A 22,694-nucleotide genomic window follows, 5' to 3' on the forward strand; every position below is an offset into this window, starting at 1 on the left:
ACTTAAAAATCTAGAGTGCTTTAATCATGATAGGTAATTAAGGTTTTTACATTATAATTAGATAATTTTTCTCTTCCTTTTAAAAACGCTAATTCAATTAAAAAGTTAATAGATACTACTTCTCCGCCTAATTCTTCAATCAGCTTAGCGGTTGCTAATACAGTTCCTCCTGTTGCCAGCAAATCATCTATAATGGCTACTTTTTGACCAGGTTGAATAGCATCTCTGTGGATTTCTAGAGCATCTTTACCATATTCCAATTCATATTCATAACGAACAATTTCTGCTGGCAGTTTACCGGGTTTTCTTACAGGGACAAAGCCTGCCCCAATTTTATAGGCAACAGGTACGCCTACTATAAACCCTCTGGATTCAGGCCCTACTACGATATCAACATTTAAATCTTTTAATTGCGCTGCTAAGGTATCTACCATATAAGTAAAAGCTTCTTTGTCCTGTAAGAGAGTGGTAATATCTTTAAAGTTAATACCTTCCTTAGGAAAATCTTGTATTTCTCTAATTTTTTTTGATAAATCCATGATAACTTCCTCCTTTTATCCCATCTGACCATTGATTGATGAAATCAATGAAATTGTTTAATAAATTCCTACATTGTTTAAAGGTATCTAATTCCTCAATATTAACCTTTTTTGTGACCTTTAAGATATTAAAACTGTATTTGTCATCATCCACGTGATACTGAACAAGTTGTCCCTCTTGAAAAATCGTAAGGGCATTTTGTAAATGCTTTTCATTTATATGTATTTTTGTAGAATTTTGTATTTCATACAGTAAATTTTCAAGCTTTATAGATTTTTTACCATCATATTTTTTTAGAAACTTATAAAGTATCACTAGGTCCTCTCTTGTTGGTATGATACTCTTTAAAATTTCCAAATTATATTTCTCGTCTCCTTGACTGTAAAAAACCATTATATTTTGATTATTATTTTTGTTAGCCAAACAGTCATATTCTACCTGTGAAAAAAACATATCATATACAATAATACTATTATATAGTTTAAATTGAATTTTATCAATATTAGGATTAATAACAATGTGAACTTCTTTATCTCCGCAATAGCACGGAGTTTCATGATAAAATATATTTATATTTATGTCAGTTGATTTTTCTCTTATTTCCGAAAGCTTTATTAAGCTATAGGCTTGATATATTGTATTTACTAGAATTAATAGCTTGTTTTGCTGTTGAACTGCCTTTAGTAACATGTCATCTTTGTTGCTATCAGTTATTATAGGTATGCTATCTAAAGAATAATCACTAAAATTATAGTCATATTGTGTAAACTGTAAACGTTTATAATATTCCTTTGCTTCCTTTATTTTATAAGCTTCATTCGTCTTCATAATTTTAATATCTTTAACATTTAGCTGGATTTTTTTATTGCCATTAAACACATTGAACTCTGGTGAAAAAACTAAAGCAACTTTATCCTGTAATGAAATATACTCCTTATATTCTCCTAAGTTAAAACCAATAGTGTCAAATACTCTATTGGATTCTGCCACCTGCATTTTTAAATGTTTACCTTCTGTTCCAACTCTTTTTAGTTCCTTTGGCTTTAAATTTAGATTGAGAAATCTAGGAGATGCATTTCCTAATCCGAAAGGTTCTAACACCTCTAATTCACCAATAAGCTTGTCGTCAATATCATTTAATGTTAGCTTATCATCACAAAATATTTGAGGAATCAAATCTTCCTCATGAAGCATTTCATCAGCTATGTTGTTAATCTTTTCTCGAAAAGCCTCTATATTATCAACATCTAGCGATAAACCTGCTGCCTGTTCATGACCTCCGAATTTTATGAAAAGTTCCTTGCATTGACTCAATGCTTCAAATATGTCAAAACTAGAAATACTTCTTGCAGAGCCTTTAGCAATACCGTCCTCTATTGATAAGATAATCGTAGGCTTATAATACTTTTCTAAAATTCTAGAAGCTACAATGCCGATTACCCCATGATGCCAATTTTGATTATATAATACTAAAACTCTTTCTTGCTGGTATTTAGGTTGACTCTCAATGATTTTTAATGCTTCCTCTACTATTTTTGCTTCTAATTGTTGCCTATTTCTATTTTCTTCATCCAATATTTGTGCTAAATGTTTTGCTTCTTCGTCATTATTGGTAGTGAGCAGCTTAACACCTATTTCTGCCGAGCTAATGCGGCCAGCCGCATTAATTCTAGGGGCAATCATAAATCCAATATTGCCAGAGTTAAGCTGTTTTCCCTTCAAACCACACACCTCTAACAATGCTTCTATCCCAACGTTCTGTGTTTTTTCAATACATTTTAAACCATTCTTAACAAAAATACGATTTTCTTCCACTAAGGATACTATATCAGCAACTGTTGCAATAGCCACTATATCTAAATATCCTTTTACTTTAGTGTTAAATTCTGCCGAAGAAGTTAATGCTTGTATAAGCTTAAAGGCTACTCCACATCCACATAACTTATCAAATGGATATTGACAATTCTCTTGTTTGGGATTAACAACAGCATAGGCCTCTGGTAGAGTAGTATGACAGTGATGATGATCTGTAATGATCATATCAACACCTAATAAAGTGGCATAGTCTACTTCTTCAACAGAAGTGATGCCACAATCTACTGTTATTATCAAATTTCCCCCCTTTTCGGCGATTTTTCTTAAAGCCCCTTTGTTTATTCCATATCCTTCTTCCATTCTATCTGGAATATAATAGTTTACGGGACAATCAATGGAGTTGAAATATCTAACCAGCAAGGATACACTTGTCACACCATCCACATCGTAATCACCATAAATCCATATGGATTCTTTATTCTCCAATGCCTGTTTAATACGCCTAACTGCTTTATCCATATCCTTCAATAGGAATGGATCATATAAATCTTCTAGTTTTGGTGTTAAAAATGTTTTTGCTTTTTCTAGCTCATTGATCCCTCTATTCAACAGTATTTTTGCAGTGGTTTTAGTTATGTTTAAATCATCCGCCAGCTTCTCTATTTCTGAATTCTGATGATCTCGATAAATCCATTTCTTTTTTTGAACTCCCATGTTGTTTCACCTACAATTTCATTTTTATTAAAATTCAATTCATTGCTTAAAAAATAAATTCTCGAATAATCTCATTGTAGGGAACAGCCCCTGTGTTGTTCCGTCCTGCTATCATCGGAACGCTACCAACCTCCCACATCTAACTTCCAGTTAGGGAGCATTCCCTACAAATTATACCCCATCTATATAACATCATTTTTTTCTAAAGCTGCTAAGTAAAATAGAAATTATAATTGATACGCCTAATATGCTTGCCAATAGATAACCTATGATACCAAAGAGGGATATACCCCACATCATTGGACCGGACGTGTTTTGTATAATTAGAGATGAGCCAACGATAAGAGCTGAACTAATTAAACTTAAAGATAATTTGTTGGTCATCCTATTAACCTCGTCTTGCAGCTTATCGAATCCAATTTGCTCCAGTTGAAATTTTATTTCATTATTTTCAATTTTCTTAATCAAGTTTCTTAGTTGCTTCGGTAAATATTTAACTCCATATAATATTTCCTCTGAATAGTCCTTTACCTCACCCATCAGATTTTTAGGATTCAACCTATTGTAATATATTTCTTTAGCAAAATCCTTTGCAATGTTAGACAAACTAAACTCTGGATTTAGGAATTTTACACTACCTTCAAATGTAACAATAGCTTTTAATAGGACAGTAAACTGTGAAGGAAGTTTAACTTTATTGGTATAGGCTACCTCCATAACCCTTTTTAACGCCTCTGCTAAGTTAAGTTTGTTCAGTGGCATATTATAATAAAGGTTTATTAGAAATGATATATCTTCTTTTAATCTTCTTATATTAGTATTAGGACTTAAAGCATCAATCTCTATTAAATTTGTCACTATTTTTTCAACATCTTTTCTAGTAGCTGCAGTAAATATATTAGAGATAAAGTTCATTGTTCCCTTATCTAAATAACCAACGATACCAAAATCTATAAAAGAAATCTTTGAGTCTCCAATCGCAAAGATGTTGCCAGGATGGGGATCCCCATGAAAAAAACCAAATATGAAAACCTGTTTCATGAAACACTTTGCACTAATTGTTGCTAGGCTTTTTAAATCCCAATGCTTAGATTTTATTTTGGCAGCATCCATAATCTTAATACCATATACCCGTTGTAGTGTTAGTACTTTTCTTGATGTGTAATCCCAATAGACCTTTGGTATTAAAATACTAGAATCATTTTTAAAATTAGCATGAAACTTTTCCGCATTTCTACCCTCTAAAGAATAATCTAGCTCTCTTGTGATAACATGACTAAACTCATCAACAATTTCTAAAAGATTATAGGGTTTTTCTTTGTCCATATGTTCATCTAACAGTTTGGCTAAATTAAATAAGATGTCAAGGTCTCTTTCAATAATTTCTTTTATTAAAGGTCTTTGTATTTTAACAACTACATTCTCTCCAGTTTTTAAAACTGCTTCGTAAACCTGTCCAATGGAAGCAGAAGCTATCGGAGTAAGTTCAAAGCTTTTAAAACAACTTTCTATGGTTGTTTTCATTTCCTTTTCAAAAACTTCTTTAGCTAATTCAAAAGAAAATGGGCTTACGTTATCTTGTAGCTTAGAGAGTTCATTTACAATATCTTCTGGAAAGATATCACGCCGAGTACTCATAATTTGCCCTAATTTAATAAAGGTTGGTCCTAACTCCTCGCAAGCCATTCTCAATTTTTGGCCGTCAGTCAACTGCTGCCCTTGTTGCTTTATTTGTAGCATAAATTTGGGTATATATCCCCTATCACTTAGTTTTTCTGCAGCAAAAGTAAATCCATACTTAACAAGTATTTCTCCTATTTTTTTATAACGTTTCAAATTTTTATACTTTGTTCCAATACCACCCATAAAATCAACTCCAACAAAATACATTCCACAGCGTTAAAACAGTGACCCATGGTAAAAAAATGGTAATAATACCTATGCCTTGTATTATTACCATTTTTTAAAAACTTATCTGTTTGAAAATCTACTTAGGAGATCGTAGTGAACTAAATATTATTCATGATTTGGTTTATAGACAAATTTTCTATTTTGCTTTTCCTTCAGCATTACCCAAACTGGAGCTGCTATAAAAATTGAAGAATAGGTACCACTAAGCACCCCTGCTATCAATGGTAAAGCAAATTCTCTAATTTGTTCAACGCCTAATATATACAGTGCCACAATTGTAACTAAAGTGGTTAAGGATGTATTAATGGATCTTGTAATAGTTTGAGTAATACTATCGTTAGCTACTTGCGCAAAATTAGATTTCTTCATAGTCTTAAGGTTTTCTCTTATTCTATCAAAAACAACGATAGTATCATTGATTGAGTAACCTAATATTGTTAACATAGCCGCAACAAAAGGACTATTTACTGGAATTCTAAAAATAGAGTAAACTGCTACTACCACAAGAATATCGTGTAACAATGCTGCTATAGCAGCTAATCCAAACCTTAATTCAAATCTAAAGGTAATGTAAATCAGCATTCCTATTGCCGAAATAATCATAGAAAGAAAAGCTCTGTTTTGGATTTCTTTACCAATAGCAGGTCCAAATTGCTCTGCTCTTAAAGGTTCGTTTTCTGGCAAATCGTACTTTTCTTTAAATTGGTTGAAGATTTCTGCTCGCACTTGACTATCAAAATCATTGATTGTTCTTATTTGAACAATCGTTCTATCGGGACCTAATAAACTGATATTTGCATTCGTATCATATTGATTTATAATTTCTCTTATTTCTGCTACCTCTATCTGTTGATGTAGTTCTATTTCCATTAATGAACCACCTGTAAAGTCAATTCCAAAGTTCATTCCATTGATTATAGCTAATACTAATCCTAGCACTATAATGATGGCGGATATGGAGAACCATTTCGTTTTGTTTTCTATAATTTTCATCGATTTTTACCCCCCTTATGCTCCAAATAACTTACTATTCTTAGTGAAGTCCATTCCTACAATTAGTTTTAATAGGAATTTTGTAATAATGATAGCAGTGAACATACTTACGAGAATCCCTATAATTAATGTTATAGCAAATCCTCTGATTGGCCCTGTACCAAATTGATATAATACAACGCCTGCAATAAGGGTAGTAATATTAGAGTCAAGTATCGCTCTAGTTGCTCGTTTAAAACCCGACTCTATAGCAGAACGAACTGTTTTACCTGCTCTCAATTCTTCCTTTAATCTTTCAAATATAATAACATTTGCATCTACCGCCATACCGACTGATAAAATCAGTGCTGCTATGCCTGGCAAAGTTAATGTTGCATTTAATGCAACAAGTATTCCTAGTACTAATAAAATATATATTGTTAAAGCTATATTTGCTACAAAACCTGGTATTCTGTAATAAACCAACATAAATAGCAGCACAAGTAGGAAACCAATCGTAGCGGCTGTTATACTTCTTTCAAGTGCATTCACACCTAAAGTAGCAGTAATCGTTGATGTTTGTACTTCTTTTAAGTTAACAGGTAGTGCTCCTCCTCTGATCAAAGCTGCTAATTGTGAAGCAGATTCTACAGTGAAATCTCCACTTATATGGCCTTGTCCATTTGCAATCACGTTTTTAACATTGGGACTTGAAATAATTTCTTCATCTAAAACAATGAATATTGGCTGACCTATATATTCAGCTGTAGCATCAGCAAAGCTTTTAGTTCCTTCACTATCAAATTCTAAGCTAACAACAGGGTTCGCTTCACCTTGTACAAATGTTACATCAGCTTTTTTTACATTGCTTCCTGTTAGAACCACGTCTCCATCAATTGTAATAAACTGTAATTGGGCTGTTCTACCGATCATATCTAATGCTTCCTGTGCATTTTCCACTCCTGGTAGTTCTACTCGGATTCTGTTGTCACCTTCTTTAATAACTAGCGGCTCAGTAAGTCCCATTGCATCTACCCTACGTCTAAAAACTTCAATCGTTTGGCTAATGATTTGATTCAACTCGTCGCTGGTGGCATCTGTTTCCGCCTCGTAAACTACATAAACCCCACCTTTAAGATCTAGACCTTGATTGACTGCTTCTTTAATAGGTCTTATGGTGGTTTCCCCGATTTGCAGACCGTTTAATGCAGTAAAACCTGCCATTGCAACAACTGCTATTATTACAAGAAATATTATTGCATTTTTAAACTTCACTTATTATTCCTCCTATCATTAACTTCATATAATAAATATTATTATATATGGTTGTAGCTTGCTCGTCAACAAGTTGACATTCTGTTTCATTATACTATATTTTTTATGGGTAACCTACTGTGAAAAAATGGTATGCAACTACGCTTTATGCTCTTTTCCATATTGAACATAGCTTTCAGCAGAGTGCACTAAACTTTTCTTTTCTTCTTCCGTTAATTCTCTAATCACCTTCGCTGGCGATCCCATAGCTAATACACCGGATGGTATCTTTTTACCTGGAGGTACTAAACTGCCCGCTCCTATAATGGTTTGATTTCCTACTTCTGCTCCATCCAATATGATAGCTCCCATTCCAATCAGCACATTATTTCCTATGTTACAGGCATGTATAATAGCGCTATGACCTACCGTTACATAATCTCCAATAATAGTAGGATAATGAGGCTCATTGATGTGTACTACTGAGTTATCCTGAATATTGGTATACTTCCCAATTTTTATATAGTTTCCATCGCCTCTAAGAACTGTCTTATACCAGATGCTTGAATTTTCTCCAATGGTTACATCTCCAATGACATCTGCTGTTTCCGCAATAAAGCAGCTTTCATGTGCTTTTACTTTTTTCCCCTCTAAATCCTTAATCATCGTTCTTCCTCCTCCATCAGCCTAGCTTTTATTGTTAATGCGCATTCAATACGTTTTTTTTCCATTTCACATCCAACACTGTAGGGGATTAATATATCTTTGTTGAAATTGTATGCATTAGCGTGACAGCCTCCGCTACAATAAAATTTAGCCCAACATTGATTACATGCTTCTTTATTATATACATGTGCATTAGCAAAGCTGTTATATATGCTGGTATCTAAGTTATCTTCTAAAACATTCCCTAAATTAAAATCATCATTTCCCACAAATTGATGACAGGGATATAAATCCCCCTCTGGAGTAATGGCTAAATATTCTGCCCCAGCACCACAACCAAGTAATCTTTTAACCACGCATGGACCTTGATCTAAATCTATCATAAAATGAAAAAAGTTGAAGCCGCTTCCTGCTTTTTCTCTCTTTATACAGGCTTCAGCAAGATACTCATATTGCTGAAATATTTTTGATAAATCCTCTTCTTGTATTGCATAATCGTTTTCTGCTGCAGCCACAACAGGTTCTACAGAAATATGTTTAAAGCCTAAGTCTGCTAAATGAAGTACGTCTTCCGCAAAATCCAGATTGAATCTTGTAAAGGTACCTCTTACATAATAATTTTCATGATTTCTTCTTTCTGCCATTTTTTTTAGTTTCGGTAGGATGATATCATAAGTGCCATCACCATGTATAGTATATCTCATGGTATCATTAGTTTCTTTTCTGCCATCAATACTTAAAACAACATTATACATATGCTGGTTGATGTAATCCATAATGTCATCATTTAGTAGTACGCCATTGGTTGTTATGGTAAATCTAATGTTTTTATCATATTTTTTTTCTATGCTTCGGCCATACTCGACAATTTCTTTTATTACTTGAAAGTTCATTAATGGTTCTCCACCAAAAAAGTCCACTTCTAAGTTTTTACGGTTTTCTGAATTGTTTATTAAAAAGTCTATTGCTTTTTTTCCAACCTTAGCAGTCATAAGACTTCTATCGCCCTTAAAATCCCCTTGAGATGCAAAACAATATTTGCATCGAATATTGCAATCATGAGCTATATGTAGGCATAGGGCTTTAACTATAGTTTTTTTGTTTTTAAAAGCCGCATGTTTCATATAGTTTTCTTCAGTATATAATAAATTGTTTTTTTTCAAATTATCTATTTCATCAATAGCCTCCAATATACTATTGCCGTTATACTTGTCCTTTAAAAAATCAACGACGATTTCTTTAGTATGATCAGGATAGTAATCTAAAACATCATATACCAATTGATCCACCACATGGACAGCTCCACTATTTACATCTAACACTATGTTGACATTGCCTTGAGAAAATTTATGAATCATTATTTCAAAGTGCTCCCTTCTAATAAATACCTATAATTAATTATTTATATAATATGCGCTTATAAATTTAAATACACGAAAAGCTATAGATATATATCCATACTCAAGAAAAAACAGCAGTGGATACAACTGCTGCCTCTCTTTTATGTATTTATTTGTTTTCACATTGTTGATTAGCAACAGTGCACGAGGTTTTACATGCTGATTGGCAAGAGGTTTGGCATTCGCCACATCCACCCTTTACTGCACTTTTAGGTAGATTTGCTCCTGTTAATGTCTTGATATGCTTCATAATGAAAGCTCCTTTCCAATATAATGTCCCATAAAATTATATCATAATCTATAATGAAAAAAAAGAAAATTATTTCATATTTATACCTATCATACCACCTATTACTCCTGTTATCATACTGATCCCAATTCTATAGTATACAACTCTATCTATTACATAATCGGTAATAAAAATTTTACTTAGTAGCATCAATAGAAGAATATAAATTAAACCTATAGCAGCTCCATGAAACCAACCTCTTTTCTTGATGTGAATTGCTACATAAATGGCAGCATATGCAATACTTAAAACCATTATGATAGAGGTCAAGATTGGTATAATTCCTTCACCTATTCTAGTATAAGTAATTATTACTGCACTAATTAGAAACATGATTAAGGAAACTATATATCCTCTTATTAAACCTTTCCCATAGGTCCATATATTTAAAGTACCTGTTCCACCTCGAATTATACTTCCCTTCATACTCACACCTCCATAAATATTTTTATTAATAGATATGCTTGTGTAGTATAAATATTCCCTTATAATATAAAAACTCAAAAAACCTTAAAGCAGCGGAGAACATCCACTGCTAGTTTAAAAGAATTCATTTTTTAAGAATTTTCATCGTTTAGAACATTTCCAACTGCCCATTTAGCGATTGTTAGTTTTGTTTTATCAGCACCAATTTCAATAGTAAGAATATCATCTTTGATTTTTAAGATGCTACCATGAATTCCTCCAATCGTTACAACCTTATCCCCTACTTTAAGACTATTTCGCATATTTTTTGTCTTCTTTTCCCTCTTCTGTTGAGGACGTATGATTAAAAAGTAGAAAATCGCTAAAAACCCTAAAGGTATAATTAAACCTCCGAAATTTGCTGGCATATCTCTCCCCCTCTCTAGTTTCTAAATTAATTTATTCAACATTTGTATTGAATTTCCTTTTTTTTGATCCAACTTATTTGAAGTTATGACTCTTTTTTATTAGATTATTACTGATAATTTGCCACATTTATCTACTTACTATACTTCATAACCATATTTTTCAAAGAAATTTTTTCTGTAATCTAATAATCTGTCTTTTTTGATAGCTTCACGTATTTCTTCCATTAATTTAAGTAGAAAATATAAGTTGTGATAGGATAACAAACGAAGTCCTAATACTTCGTTTGCTTTAAATAAATGTCTTAAATATGCCTTAGAATAATTCTTACAGGTATAACAACTACATTCTAGGTCTAGGCCTTCAAAATTCTCAGTATATTTAGCATTTTTGATAACAACCTTCCCATGACTAGTCATAGCAGTACCATTTCTAGCTATTCTAGTTGGCAGAACACAGTCAAACATATCAATACCTCTAATAACCCCTTCTATCAAAGCATCTGGGCTCCCTACACCCATTAGATACCTTGGCTTATTTTTAGGCATTAGAGGTGTTGTGGTTTCCAACACTTCATACATAAGAGGTTTTGGTTCTCCTACGCTTAACCCGCCTAATGCATATCCAGGAAAGTCAAGTTCTATCAATTCTTCAGCACTTTGTTTCCTTAAATCAGCATACATTCCACCTTGGATGATGCCAAATAGGTTTTGAGTTTCAGTATTTTTGTGGGCTTCTTTGCACCGTTTTGCCCATCTAGTTGTTCTTTCTAATGAACTTTTTACATAAGAAGTATCAGCAGGATAAGGAGCACACTCATCAAATACCATCATAATATCAGATCCTAAAGCATTTTGAATTTCTACAGCTTTTTCAGGACTAATAAAATGTTTTGACCCGTCAAGATGAGACCTAAACTCTACCCCTTCTTCAGATATTTTTCTAAGGTCTCCTAAGCTAAATACTTGAAACCCCCCGCTGTCGGTTAAAATTGGTTTGTCCCAATTCATGAATTTATGTAATCCACCAGCCTTTTCAATTAGATGGTGCCCAGGTCTTAAATATAAATGGTATGTGTTACTTAATATAATTTGAGATTTTATTTCCTTTAATTCTTCTGGTGCCATTGTTTTCACGGTTGCTTGAGTGCCTACTGGCATAAAAATGGGTGTTTCTATTATACCACGGCTAGTATGGATCTTACCTAGTCTTGCACCACTCTGTTTACACTCTTTTATCAATTCATAAGTTAAAGCCATAAAGCTACCTGCCTTTCTACTTAATAAACATTGAATCCCCAAAACTAAAAAAACGATATTTCTGTTCTACTGCAACTTCGTAGGCTCTGAGGACATTATCTTTTCCTGCTAGTGCGCTTACCAGCATGATTAATGTTGACTCTGGTAAATGAAAGTTAGTAATAAGTTGATCAATTATTTTAAATTGATATCCAGGATAGATGAAAATATCTGTCCAACCGCTACTTTCATTAAGTATACCCTTTTCTATTGCTGCAGATTCTAGAGTCCGACAGCTAGTTGTTCCTACAGCAATGATCTTGCCGCCCTGACATTTAGTTTCGTTAATGGTCTTTGCTGTTTCACTATCAATCATGTAATATTCTGCATGCATTTTATGGTTTTGTAGATCTTCTACTTTCACAGGCCTAAAGGTTCCTAGTCCTACATGTAAAGTAATATATACAATTTTAACACCTTTTCCTTCAATTTTATTTAATAGCTCTTCAGTAAAATGCAGTCCAGCAGTAGGTGCTGCTGCTGAGCCAGTATGTTTTGAATAAACTGTTTGATAACGTTCATTATCTTCAAGACTTTCAGTGATATATGGGGGGAGTGGCATTTTTCCAAGTTGGTCTAAAATATCTTCAAAAATCCCTTCATATAAGAATTTAACTATTCTTGAACCCTCTTCCCGAATATCCATTACCTCTGCTACCAGTAGTCCATTGCCAAATTGAAATTTACTTCCTATCTTAGCTTTCTTCCCTGGCTTTACTAAGGTTTCCCAGGTGTTCAAATCAATTCTTTTCAACAATAAAAATTCTATTTTTCCTCCAGTTGATTCTTTTTCGCCTATAAGTCTTGCAGGTATTACTCGCGTATCATTTAAAACAAGACAATCTCTTGGATTTAAGTAATTAATAATATCATAAAAATGAGTATGATTCATCTCTCCTGTAGTTTTGTCTAATACCATAAGTTTAGAATGATCTCTTTTTTCCAGTGGCCTTTGCGCAATTAACTCTTCTGGCAATTGAAAATCAAAATCTTTTGTTTTCATCAATATTACTCCACCTTTGTTCCTGTATAATAATGGGTTAGTATTTGTACATAATTATAGCCTTCTTCTGCCATTTTTTTTGCTCCCCACTGGCTCATCCCTAACCCATGTCCAAAGCCTTTTCCATCAAACACAAAGGAGTCAGAAGCAACGGTCGAAGATTGTATTGTCTCCCTATAGTTTGTTCCATTATATATTTTTATATTAGATGGATTTGAAATTTGTGATACACCAGATGAAGAAATAATATATTTATTATTTAATGTAATAGGATTAGTCTCACTTGTATTATTTCTTATCATAATATCGTTTGAATTACCTGCACTACCTCCTGTCCCATTAACAGTAAACCAAGTACTCTTCAATCCAAAGATTGTTCTACTTCTTTCTTTTACAAATACTTCTTGTCCATTTGTACCAAACACAGTTAATTCTAATACTCTACCATTCTGAGAAACCGAGGTAACTTTTAGATCTATAACCTCTCCAACAAAAACATTGTTATTTTCTAATAGTGTTTTCACTTGACTTTTCGTCAATACTTCTGTCCAAGTTGAATTTTGATGACCTAAAGAAAAGTCATCCTTTACCCCTCGAATATATGCTACGGTTGAAGACCAAACATTTTCGCTGTTTTCTGTGTATCCACCACTATTTGAATGGTAAAATGCATTAACAAGCTCTCCATTATAGGTCAATACTTTTGAATGGGTTTCATCTACAGCGCGATTACTGTTGGGATGTTCTCTATCAAATCCCCCATAAGCCTGTGATGTGGTTGTGCTACATAAATCAAAGCCTACATTTCTAAATCTGTTCATATTTGCTATAGCATATCCTCTAACCGCTACCGCTTGAGCTTTTAGAGCTTCTAACGACCATAGCGCCGGCATCTCACTTGGTACCACGCCATATAAATACTCTTCTAAAGGTAATTTATTGACAATAGACATATCGCTGTTACTTAATCTTTTAGCAGTAATAGCGCCTCTATAGTTTTTGCCTTCCACGCTAACCACCGATACTGCTCCTTTATTGTCAACTCCCCGAAAATAGACATTTTCAGTCGAATCAAACATAAATAATGGTCTCCCTGATAAATCTAATATCTGTACTCTAGTTATTGATGGCGGAATAACCGTTGTGGCTTGCCCTGTATAATCATTGATTTCATTAGCTTTTATTTGTGCAATCTCCTGCTGAACATATAAACCAATAAAAACCTTCCAACCATTTTCATAAACAAGATAAGGTTGTTCCTCCATAGTGCCTAAGGAAAGGAATTGAATTAGCTGGGTTGCTTCGTTTCTATTGTTAAATAGACCCCCAATTTGAACATGATATGGCCCTTGAATATTTGTTTGATTTTCTATGATGGCTCCTGTATATTCTACATAATTGCCACCTGATCCAATATAAAATGAATCCTTCCGCAGTATAATGTCTTTTTTATCAGATAAATCTAATAAAGGTATAAACTCATCTTGTAGAAATTCCCCTACCTCAAATCCATTATTTGACTTTAAAAGCACTGTGGATTTAGCAGCCCCTTGAAAAAACAGTCCTATTTCTATATTCATAGGGATTTGTGATTTGTTAAAAGCAAAGGCTAATTCGTGGCCAAGCATAACTGTAATTATTGTTAGAAGTATTAATATCATTTGTCTGCTTCTTTTCATTGAATAATTCATCCCCCTTTTATGAACAGCATATCCTTCTACAAACAATTTAATATCATTTCGACAAATGTCAGCAATATTCCTTTATATTGTTTAAATATAAATATGTTGTAACATTATAAATATCCATCGCTGCACTTTAATTTTAATACCTATGGTCTACAGTTTCTTCCTTGACTAAAACACGAAAAACGTTCTTTACACCTTACCTTCTAAAGAACAAGTTAAGGATAGCTGTTAAAAGCAGACTTAGTATGATACTTGAAACTACAGGAAAATAGAAGGTTGTGTTTCCTTTTTGAAAGAACAAATCACCTGGCAATTTTCCTAATCCAAGTTTACCTCCAAACAACAGCATGACACCGAAAATAGTGACGGCTAGACCGATAATTATTATCAACCTTCCAAAGGATTCCATTTCAATCTACTCCTTTTTATATGGAATATTAAAATGTTTGTAAGCTCTTTCTGAGACGATACGTCCTCTTGGCGTTCTATTTATAAAGCCTATTTGTAATAAATATGGCTCATAAACATCTTCAATTGTATTTTTTTCTTCTCCTGTTGAGGCAGCTAAAGTATCTATCCCTACGGGGCCTCCATTAAAGTTGTCGATAATTACTTGTATAACTTTTTTATCGACATTATCTAAACCTAGTTCATCTATTTCTAATAAAGCTAAAGCTTCTTTAGCAACAGATTTTGTGATTCTTCCGTCAGCCCTCACCTCTGCAAAATCCCTTATTCTCTTCAATAAACGGTTAGCTATCCTAGGGGTTCCTCTTGACCGGGAAGCGATTTCTACAGCCCCTTCCTCCTCAATATCTACCCCTAATATATTGGCTGACCGTTTAACAATATCTGTTAATTGTTGTATGTTATAAAGTTCTAGCTTGCAAATAACACCAAATCGATCTCTTAAGGGTGAAGTTAGTAAGCCCGCCCTTGTTGTAGCACCAATTAAAGTAAATCTACATAAATCAAGTCGAATAGATCTAGCACTTGGACCTTTCCCAATAATAATATCGAGTGCATAGTCCTCCATAGCAGGATACAAAATTTCTTCAACAGTTCTATTCAGTCTGTGTATTTCATCAATAAAAAGCACATCATTTTCCGAAAGATTTGTCAGTATCGCCGCTAAATCACCTGGTCTTTCGATGGCAGGTCCAGAGGTGATTCGAATGTTTACGTTCATTTCATTAGCAATAATATTGGATAAGGTTGTTTTTCCTAACCCAGGAGGACCATAAAGTAAAACATGATCTAATGCTTCTCCTCTAGCAACTGCTGCTTCAATAAATATCTTTAGCTTTTCTTTAATTTTATCCTGCCCTATGTAATGGTTTAAGTACTTAGGTCTTAATCCACTTTCTGTTTGATAGTCTTCGTCTCTAGTATTACTAGTTATTATTCTTTCATCACTTTCCATAACAGTTCTTTAACCCCCATGTTTATCCTTCGGTGTATTGCTAGAACTCCCGCTTCTACAAGCAATACATCCTCGAAGTAAATTCGGCTACAATTCAGTGGCAGTAAAAACTCTTCCTGAAATAAGTTCCATTTTATCTCATTAATAGTTTTAATGCTTTTTTTATAGTTTCTTCAGTCGTTAAATTGGTGGTTTCCATAGAGAATAATACACCTTCAGCTTCCTGTTTATTATATCCTAAGGCCACTAACGCATCTAGTGCCTCGTAGCTATTTTCATAATCTTGGATATGCACATTATTGTCTGGTTCAAGATTATAGTTCTTTACTTTATCTCTAAGTTCAACAATGATTCTTTCGGCTGTTTTTTTCCCCACACCTGATGCTTTAGAGATGCTATTAATATCATTACTTAATATATAGTTTGCTAATTTATACGGTGTATATGTAGACAATATGGAAACGGCTAGCTTTGGACCTACTTTTGATACAGAGATCAATTGTTGAAACATAAGAAGTTCTTCTTTGTTGACAAAACCATATAAACTCATTTCATCTTCCTTAAATACGAAATGTGTATATATAGTTGTTATATCTCCCGACTTGAGACTTGCAGTACTATTCATTGTACTATGAATTCGATATCCTATTCCCCCTACTTCTATAATTATTCTATCAATAAACAAGTCCATAACCTGACCCTTTATATACTCAAACAATGAAATCCCTCCATTTGCTATATAGGTATACGTCTCTAAATTTTAATATGCTAAGGGCTACATTTTCAGCCAAGGGCGAAACCGTAGAGCGCATATATTAAAATTTAATTATAAAAGCGTATATCTATATTACTTAAGTTTAAATAAATCTTTAAAATTTCCAGAATGAGCGTGACAAACAGCAACAGCTAATGCATCTGCAACATCATCTGGTTTTGGCACTTTTTCTAAATTTAATATCGTTTTAATCATTTGTTGAACTTGTTTTTTTTCTGCTCTACCATAGCCTACTACCCCCTGCTTAACCTGTAGTGGTGTATATTCATAAAGCTCTTTGTTGTTGTTAGCAGCAGCTAAGACGGCAACGCCCCTAGCGTGTCCTACTAAGAGAGCAGTCTTTACATTGGTATTGAAAAAAAGTTCCTCTATGGCAATAGCCTCTGGATTATACTGAATAATCAAATCATTTAAATCTTGATATATCTTTTTTAATCGTTCAGCTGTGTCCATTTTACTTGAAGTAGTAATCGCTCCATAATGAATTACATTAAATCGATTACCTACATAGCTAATAATACCATAACCCATAATTGCTATACCTGGGTCAATCCCTAAAATGACCATGTTGATTCCTCCGATAAAATTTCAAAATTCAAAATAGGTTGTACGCTATTACATAGTGTATCATATTATCCTATGAAAATCGATATTTCTACAGATGTTATTCCATAGTTATTTATCTGAATTTTACTTTTTCTAGAAAATTAAAACGATATAATCTCTGTTGTAGACTATATCGTTAGACTCATTTATTTTAATTATTCTACTTTAACTGCTGTAATCCTCTAATAATTGGTATGCTTCTTCCTTTGTTTTTCTTAAAATTCCTTTTTGTAATTTTAATTGATCTACTTGAGGTAAAATTGAAACAGGTATTGAAGTAGTTTCAATTAGTATTTTATCTCCTCTATTGTTTATATGATAAATGGCAATGTTACCATCTTTTTCTGTTATTAGGTAATGATTATAATGCTGCGGACAAATCGCATTTTTACTTTGAATCAATACCACTTCATCATTAGAGAAGCTTTCAACACTAAACAAAAGATTGTTTCTTTGCAAATACTCTGTAAAGCCCTCTTCATTTAATCCAATCATAGAACTAATAGGTGTTAATACTTCTTCAATTGTATTTTCACATTCAGTATAAAATGTTTTATAAATGATTTTTGTCTCTTGACCTATGCTATCTTGTAAAGATGTAACAGAAGTATTATTCTCATCTTCTAATGGTATTAAGTCTTCTTGTGATAACATTTCTTCATCTCTATCGTCTATATTTTCATTTTCATTAACAAAAGGTATTTCTTCCTCGTGTGAAGGTCCCATTCTATAGTAACCTATAAAAAAACCCACCAGTACAAAACTAAAAGCCATAACAAAGAAAAGAATTTTAAAAGGAAATCTATTTCTTCTTCTATACATAAAATAACCTCCTCATCTATCTAGAAGGTTATTTTATCCAAATTTTAGGAAATTATACTTTATCATTGCTACAATAAAATTATTATATTATAGATATCGAATTTTCATTGGAAAATGTATGGATTATGTATAAATAATCCATACTATTATTGTATTTAATTATTAAAAACAAGGAGTTGATTAAGTGGATCGATTAGCACTAATTTTAGTTATTATAGGTGCCCTTAATTGGGGATTAATAGGGTTGTTTCAATTTGACCTAGTAGCATCATTATTTGGTGGTCAAAATGCCTTGTTGAGTCGCGCAGTATACACATTGGTAGGTATTGCAGGCGCTTACTGTATTAGTTTATTATTTAGAGAAAGAACCGCAGAGAAAGAATAGTTTATAGTTATAAAAAAAGTTTGACAAATAATTAAGACAACACAAAAGTGTTGTCTTTTTAATATTAAGTATTGGATTGTTTTTCAGAAGATTTCTCATTATTTCTATTGCATTTAATGCAGTAACCATAGATTTCTAGTTTATGATCAATTGGTGTGAACTTTGAAGATTGCTGGATATTCTTATTTATTTCTTCTATAGGACAGTATGTAATGGTCTCAGTATCTCCACATGCTAAACATATTAGATGATGATGATGGTGGTTATCTATATTTAACTCATAGCTATTAACCCCATTATCTAGGTTCACTCTTTTGATTAAGCCAGTTTTCAATAATATTTCTAAGTTTCTATATACAGTTGAAAAATTCAAGGTATTATTGTCTTTGTTTACAATATCATGAACTTCTGCAGCTGTCAGTAGATGTTTTTTCGAATTTAAAAAAGCACTAATGATTGCTTTTCTTTGATTTGTGATTTTAAAGCCTTGCTTTTTTAACAATGCTTCTAACTGTTCCCTCAAGTCAATCCTCTCCTAAAATGGTGGGAGTACTTGGGAATCGAACCCACTTAAGAAGCTCTTAACTCCTCATACTGGTTTTGAAGACCCCATCTCCCCCTATGCTATATATTCGCTGTATTTTCAACATTTTCCAACCTTTTATGTTCAATAATATACAGGTCTGTTCTATATATAGAATAAACTAAACCGACCTAATTGTCAAAACATAGGAACAAAAGATCTCTATCATTTTTTATAGATAGAAGTTTATTAATATTATTTGCTATGTGGATTATGATATTTTTTAACAAAACAAAAGAAATAATTATGCCGTTATTGTTTTAATCACATACCTATTCCTTTAATTAGTTATTTAACAAAATTTTATGCCATGTAAAAAAGAAAATGGTCAGTAGATAGGATTTCTTCCAAACAAAGTAAAATAAATATTAAATTAACCTACCTTTAAGTTGAAAATGGCTCATTATAAATTCTTCTTCATAACTATCCTATTCTCATTTATTACATAGTTATTTTTCAAATAAAAGGCTTTCGCAAGTCCTCCATTGGAGGTTAGTAAATAAAGACTATGAATATCCCTTTTCTTTAGTTCATCTTCTAAACAAAGAAGTAATTTTGAGCCATAACCTTTACCTTGAATTTGATTATTTATACAAAGTTCAGCTAAATAAAAAGTTAATCCCATATACGACTTTTTACTATTTCCTGCAATGAATCCAATTAAATTGTCATTATCGTAAAATAAAAAGCCAAGGAATCTAGGGGTATGTAGTAAATCAGTAAGTCGTTCTTTAGCAGTTTCATGGGTCCAAGTTTCATTCCAAGGTTCACTATTAAAAACTTTAATATAGAGTTCGATGCATTGTTCTAATTTATCATTTGTAATCAGTACTATTGTTTCTGCCACTAAAAAATCTCCTTTCAACAATGAGTGTGTTTTGATTATCTAATCAGATAACCCTTTTTTATTCAACTAAAAAACTGTCTCATTAGTTTAATAATCTCTGAAAATTTGCATATCAGATTATTTTCTAGAAGCCTTTTGCTGTTATACATAATCCATCTATTGTGCCTCAAAACTCCACACTGGTATAACTTCAATTTCTTCTAATATTGGCTTACCATTCTCATCATCGTATTTTATTGCTACCACAATATTATGTTTCCCTCCTAAGCTGATGTACTCCATCATTTCTCGGTGGTACGAAGCACCCACTCTTCCTGCCTTAAAATTCTTTAGTTCTTCAGAGGTATAGATACATCCGCTTATATATTTCTCTTCTTGTCCTGTATTTTTATCTCTCACTCGCACCGTAATAGATATATTCTCTGGCAAATAATATTCCTTTCCTATATAGTCAATTTATAGTCAATTGATTCTATACGGAGGTGTACAAAATCTCTGCTCTCTCTTGATTCAATTGACTTCTCATACTTCGATTATTATTAACCAATATTATGCAGGTAATTAATAAAATGAAACTTATCATAATTAATAGTTTGTTGTTTCTTATATTCACCTATTTTCCCACCTTTTCTATAACTCTTAACCTTAAGCATGTTTTGTAGCATATTTTCATCAAGTATACAATATATGGTTGTTACTAAAAAATAAGTTATAAACCCCACTGCAAGACTCTTAATCCCTTCGCTTCTAAACATAATCTCACCACCACCCTAGCTATCTACTTGGATATATCATATATATTATGCTTCTCCATAATAACTTGCAAAGTATAGATAACCTTTTTTGTTCACCTTCCAAGTATATAGATAACCATCAGTAGCTTTTTCTATTGGAGGTGGGGTAAGTTTATACAGTCTAGAATTTTCTTTTTGAAGCAACTCTCTATTGTACTGATCATAGGGCTCATATTCTTGTATTGTTGTGGTTAGAGCTACAATTGGATAGCCGTGTAAAAACACACTTGTCCTCAATGCTAAAGTAGACATAGAGTGTAAAAAAACTAAAATAAAAATAAACATGCATATTATTATGGCTGTTTTTCTTTTACTCAAAGCTTATCTCCCCTTATTTATCATTTGTCTTTTTATTTCTTCCATTATCAAGCTTAGTACACATTTTCTATCCATTATGCCATATCCTCATCCCAAATAGACCATGTTACCTCTATCAAATTTTCATCTATATCTTTGAATAGAAAATATTTTGCTTGTGCCTCACCACGGATTATAATGTCTGTTACTTCTACACCCTTATCTTTTAATGTCTTGTGGGTATATTCGATATCATTACAGTTGATAGCAAACCTTTGAAAGGATTGTCCATACCTCAGAAAATATCGTGATTTTTATCATTTGTTTCAAAAAGTAGCAAAGGTATTCCTTGCTCCATTATATCGCCCCTATCTTCTTCTACTGGTAATTAGGTCTAAATCAGATGAAAACAACATAAGCTTTTTTTCGCATCAACTATATCCCTGCTTTCTGTGCTAAATTTCTTTCATCTTTTATAAGTACAACACAACATTCATCTGATGAATGAAATACACGCTAGCCTCCTGCTTCTTGATTTGAATTTTTTTAATTTCCTATGGTTTCATCAATTTTATGTTAATGATCTACATTACTATAATAGCCTGCCAAGCTACAAATACTTACTTGCTTCACGCACACTAAGACGAGATAAGGAATTAGAATCTAAAAAAGATTTTACCCATGTTTTATTTGTCTTTGAATATTCTCTTAAAGCCCACCCAATCGCCTTATTTACAAAGAATTCTTTAGAATCATTATTGTTATTGATGATTCGACCTAGTAATTCTGTATCTGTCTTTTCTTTGTACTTTAATTGAAATAAAATAGCAGTCCTAACAAGCCAAATATCTTTACTTTTGTACCAATTTAAGATATATTCTACAATGAGTTCAGGATATTTATTACATAGTTCTCCAACGATGTTCCCTGCCAGTATGTCTACACTATCCCACCAGGCTTTATTTGTTATCAATATCTTGATCTTTTCCATATCAGATTTCTGCAAATAAGATTTTAAAGCAAGTAAATAGTCTAGAGCCAAATACTGAAATTCTCGCTCTGATAGTTCCCAAAGCATAAAAACAAAATTCCAGTCAATATTTTTTTGCTTCTTCTGTTGTTTAATAAATTCTTTTTGTAATTCAGCCCTTTTAGGTTTAGATATTCCTAAAAATGAAAATTTATTCTTCATATAAACCGACATTTGTTCTGCTTGTTTTTGATTTCTGTTACTATAGAATAAATCAATAAGTTCACTATACAAACTATTACTCCCCCTTAGATTGATATATTAAATGTCTATTGATCACGTTATTTCTAAAATCTATTTATAACGTTTTTAAAAGATGATGTGTCATACTTAGCCGTAATAAACAACCTTTGTTGCTAGCACTTTCACATCTTCTGGGTCATGGGTTACTAACACAACTGGGATATTCCATTGTGTAAAAAAAATTTTCATTTCATTGCGTAAAATTTTTCGTATAGGAATATCTCCTGCTGAGAAGGGTTCATCTAATAAAAGCACCTTAGGATTAATAGCTAAAGCTCTAGCAATAGCCCTAGCTGATGCAAATAAGTCAATAGGTGCTCCATTGGCAATTTGTTGAGCTAAATTTCCTGAAGAACCGAATTGAAACACTACCTTTACCCCTTCTTTCTCTTCAAAAATCTCACCGATTTCTTCAAATGCAAATCTTAAATCAGAGGCCGCGGCTATATGTAATTCTTTTTTTCTATTAACTCTTGCTCTTGATTATTAGATGAAGTACAGGCAATAA

At 32.6% G+C, this 22,694-nt stretch carries 27 protein-coding genes; 1 reads left to right on the forward strand and 26 read right to left on the reverse strand.

The window, feature by feature from the left end; translation table 11 throughout:
- Positions 1–20 precede the first annotated feature (20 nt).
- The 18 genes from CHB72_RS09905 to CHB72_RS09985 form a co-directional block, all read right to left on the reverse strand.
- A complete protein-coding gene (locus CHB72_RS09905) occupies positions 21–539 on the reverse strand; it encodes an adenine phosphoribosyltransferase (protein ID WP_089282734.1) in 519 nt (172 codons plus the stop codon).
- On the reverse strand, positions 517–3,069 hold the full coding sequence (gene recJ / locus CHB72_RS09910) for a single-stranded-DNA-specific exonuclease RecJ (RefSeq protein ID WP_089282735.1): 2,553 nt from the start codon (positions 3,067–3,069) through the stop codon (positions 517–519). Before recJ ends, CHB72_RS09905 begins: the two co-directional genes overlap by 23 nt.
- A gap of 192 nt (positions 3,070–3,261) precedes the next feature.
- Positions 3,262–4,935 carry an ABC1 kinase family protein gene (locus tag CHB72_RS09915; RefSeq protein ID WP_176431303.1) on the reverse strand — a complete coding sequence of 558 codons (1,674 nt, stop codon included), beginning with the start codon at positions 4,933–4,935 and terminating at the stop codon, positions 3,262–3,264.
- Between the two features lie 150 nt (positions 4,936–5,085).
- Complete coding sequence (gene secF / locus CHB72_RS27310) at positions 5,086–5,973, reverse strand: protein translocase subunit SecF (RefSeq protein WP_242975093.1); 888 nt, start codon at positions 5,971–5,973, stop codon at positions 5,086–5,088.
- 15 nt (positions 5,974–5,988) lie between these two features.
- Positions 5,989–7,227, reverse strand: a complete 1,239-nt coding sequence (secD, locus tag CHB72_RS27315) for a protein translocase subunit SecD (protein ID WP_242975094.1) — start codon at positions 7,225–7,227, stop codon at positions 5,989–5,991.
- A gap of 138 nt (positions 7,228–7,365) precedes the next feature.
- On the reverse strand, positions 7,366–7,872 hold the full coding sequence (locus CHB72_RS09925; RefSeq protein ID WP_089282737.1) for a gamma carbonic anhydrase family protein: 507 nt from the start codon (positions 7,870–7,872) through the stop codon (positions 7,366–7,368).
- Entirely contained in the window at positions 7,869–9,230 is a 1,362-nt protein-coding gene (gene scfB, locus CHB72_RS09930) for a thioether cross-link-forming SCIFF peptide maturase (protein WP_089282738.1), read from the reverse strand. The genes CHB72_RS09925 and scfB overlap by 4 nt, the downstream gene beginning before the upstream one ends.
- 151 nt (positions 9,231–9,381) lie before the next feature.
- Complete coding sequence (scfA, locus tag CHB72_RS09935; protein ID WP_089282739.1) at positions 9,382–9,522, reverse strand: six-cysteine ranthipeptide SCIFF; 141 nt, start codon at positions 9,520–9,522, stop codon at positions 9,382–9,384.
- A gap of 69 nt (positions 9,523–9,591) precedes the next feature.
- Complete coding sequence (locus tag CHB72_RS09940; RefSeq protein ID WP_089282740.1) at positions 9,592–9,987, reverse strand: TIGR04086 family membrane protein; 396 nt, start codon at positions 9,985–9,987, stop codon at positions 9,592–9,594.
- Between the two features lie 131 nt (positions 9,988–10,118).
- Positions 10,119–10,394: a preprotein translocase subunit YajC gene (gene yajC / locus CHB72_RS09945; RefSeq protein ID WP_089282741.1), complete on the reverse strand. Its 276-nt coding sequence runs from the start codon at positions 10,392–10,394 to the stop codon at positions 10,119–10,121.
- A gap of 138 nt (positions 10,395–10,532) precedes the next feature.
- Positions 10,533–11,651 carry a tRNA guanosine(34) transglycosylase Tgt gene (gene tgt / locus CHB72_RS09950; RefSeq protein ID WP_089282742.1) on the reverse strand — a complete coding sequence of 373 codons (1,119 nt, stop codon included), beginning with the start codon at positions 11,649–11,651 and terminating at the stop codon, positions 10,533–10,535.
- 16 nt (positions 11,652–11,667) lie between these two features.
- Positions 11,668–12,693, reverse strand: coding sequence for a tRNA preQ1(34) S-adenosylmethionine ribosyltransferase-isomerase QueA (gene queA, locus CHB72_RS09955; RefSeq protein ID WP_089282867.1), 1,026 nt, complete (start codon positions 12,691–12,693; stop codon positions 11,668–11,670).
- A gap of 5 nt (positions 12,694–12,698) precedes the next feature.
- The gene (locus CHB72_RS09960) at positions 12,699–14,372 is read right to left on the reverse strand and encodes a SpoIID/LytB domain-containing protein (RefSeq protein WP_176431304.1); all 1,674 of its coding nucleotides are present in this window, start codon (positions 14,370–14,372) and stop codon (positions 12,699–12,701) included.
- A 205-nt stretch (positions 14,373–14,577) separates the two neighbouring features.
- Entirely contained in the window at positions 14,578–14,790 is a 213-nt protein-coding gene (locus tag CHB72_RS09965; RefSeq protein ID WP_089282744.1) for a DUF2905 domain-containing protein, read from the reverse strand.
- 6 nt (positions 14,791–14,796) lie between these two features.
- Entirely contained in the window at positions 14,797–15,804 is a 1,008-nt protein-coding gene (gene ruvB / locus CHB72_RS09970) for a Holliday junction branch migration DNA helicase RuvB (RefSeq protein ID WP_089282745.1), read from the reverse strand.
- Positions 15,805–15,937: 133 nt separating this feature from the next.
- On the reverse strand, positions 15,938–16,522 hold the full coding sequence (ruvA, locus tag CHB72_RS09975; protein WP_089282746.1) for a Holliday junction branch migration protein RuvA: 585 nt from the start codon (positions 16,520–16,522) through the stop codon (positions 15,938–15,940).
- A gap of 129 nt (positions 16,523–16,651) precedes the next feature.
- Entirely contained in the window at positions 16,652–17,146 is a 495-nt protein-coding gene (gene ruvC / locus CHB72_RS09980; protein WP_089282747.1) for a crossover junction endodeoxyribonuclease RuvC, read from the reverse strand.
- Between the two features lie 204 nt (positions 17,147–17,350).
- Positions 17,351–18,007 carry a BofC C-terminal domain-containing protein gene (locus CHB72_RS09985; RefSeq protein ID WP_089282748.1) on the reverse strand — a complete coding sequence of 219 codons (657 nt, stop codon included), beginning with the start codon at positions 18,005–18,007 and terminating at the stop codon, positions 17,351–17,353.
- A gap of 184 nt (positions 18,008–18,191) precedes the next feature.
- Here CHB72_RS09985 and CHB72_RS09990 point away from each other — a divergent pair, with 184 nt between their 5' ends.
- On the forward strand, positions 18,192–18,392 hold the full coding sequence (locus CHB72_RS09990; RefSeq protein WP_089282749.1) for a DUF378 domain-containing protein: 201 nt from the start codon (positions 18,192–18,194) through the stop codon (positions 18,390–18,392).
- A gap of 64 nt (positions 18,393–18,456) precedes the next feature.
- On the opposite strand, the gene CHB72_RS09995 is transcribed toward CHB72_RS09990, so the two are convergent.
- From CHB72_RS09995 to modA, 8 genes are all read right to left on the reverse strand, one after another.
- Complete coding sequence (locus CHB72_RS09995) at positions 18,457–18,915, reverse strand: Fur family transcriptional regulator (protein WP_176431305.1); 459 nt, start codon at positions 18,913–18,915, stop codon at positions 18,457–18,459.
- A gap of 463 nt (positions 18,916–19,378) precedes the next feature.
- Positions 19,379–19,822 carry a GNAT family N-acetyltransferase gene (locus CHB72_RS10000; protein ID WP_089282751.1) on the reverse strand — a complete coding sequence of 148 codons (444 nt, stop codon included), beginning with the start codon at positions 19,820–19,822 and terminating at the stop codon, positions 19,379–19,381.
- A gap of 156 nt (positions 19,823–19,978) precedes the next feature.
- The gene (locus tag CHB72_RS10005; protein WP_089282752.1) at positions 19,979–20,251 is read right to left on the reverse strand and encodes a hypothetical protein; all 273 of its coding nucleotides are present in this window, start codon (positions 20,249–20,251) and stop codon (positions 19,979–19,981) included.
- Positions 20,252–20,361: 110 nt separating this feature from the next.
- The gene (locus tag CHB72_RS10010) at positions 20,362–20,577 is read right to left on the reverse strand and encodes a hypothetical protein (protein ID WP_089282753.1); all 216 of its coding nucleotides are present in this window, start codon (positions 20,575–20,577) and stop codon (positions 20,362–20,364) included.
- Positions 20,578–20,622: 45 nt separating this feature from the next.
- Positions 20,623–20,934 (reverse strand): hypothetical protein, encoded by a 312-nt coding sequence (locus CHB72_RS10015; RefSeq protein ID WP_089282754.1) that lies wholly within the window; start codon positions 20,932–20,934, stop codon positions 20,623–20,625.
- A gap of 74 nt (positions 20,935–21,008) precedes the next feature.
- A complete protein-coding gene (locus CHB72_RS28260) occupies positions 21,009–21,212 on the reverse strand; it encodes a VOC family protein (RefSeq protein ID WP_089282868.1) in 204 nt (67 codons plus the stop codon).
- Positions 21,213–21,523: 311 nt separating this feature from the next.
- Complete coding sequence (locus CHB72_RS10025; RefSeq protein WP_242975095.1) at positions 21,524–22,177, reverse strand: DNA alkylation repair protein; 654 nt, start codon at positions 22,175–22,177, stop codon at positions 21,524–21,526.
- Between the two features lie 96 nt (positions 22,178–22,273).
- Positions 22,274–22,633 carry a molybdate ABC transporter substrate-binding protein gene (modA, locus tag CHB72_RS27745; RefSeq protein ID WP_089282755.1) on the reverse strand — a complete coding sequence of 120 codons (360 nt, stop codon included), beginning with the start codon at positions 22,631–22,633 and terminating at the stop codon, positions 22,274–22,276.
- Positions 22,634–22,694 lie beyond the last annotated feature (61 nt).

The sequence above is a fragment of the Anaerovirgula multivorans genome (genome assembly GCF_900188145.1).
GTDB classification, from domain to species: Bacteria; Bacillota; Clostridia; order Peptostreptococcales; family Natronincolaceae; genus Anaerovirgula; species Anaerovirgula multivorans.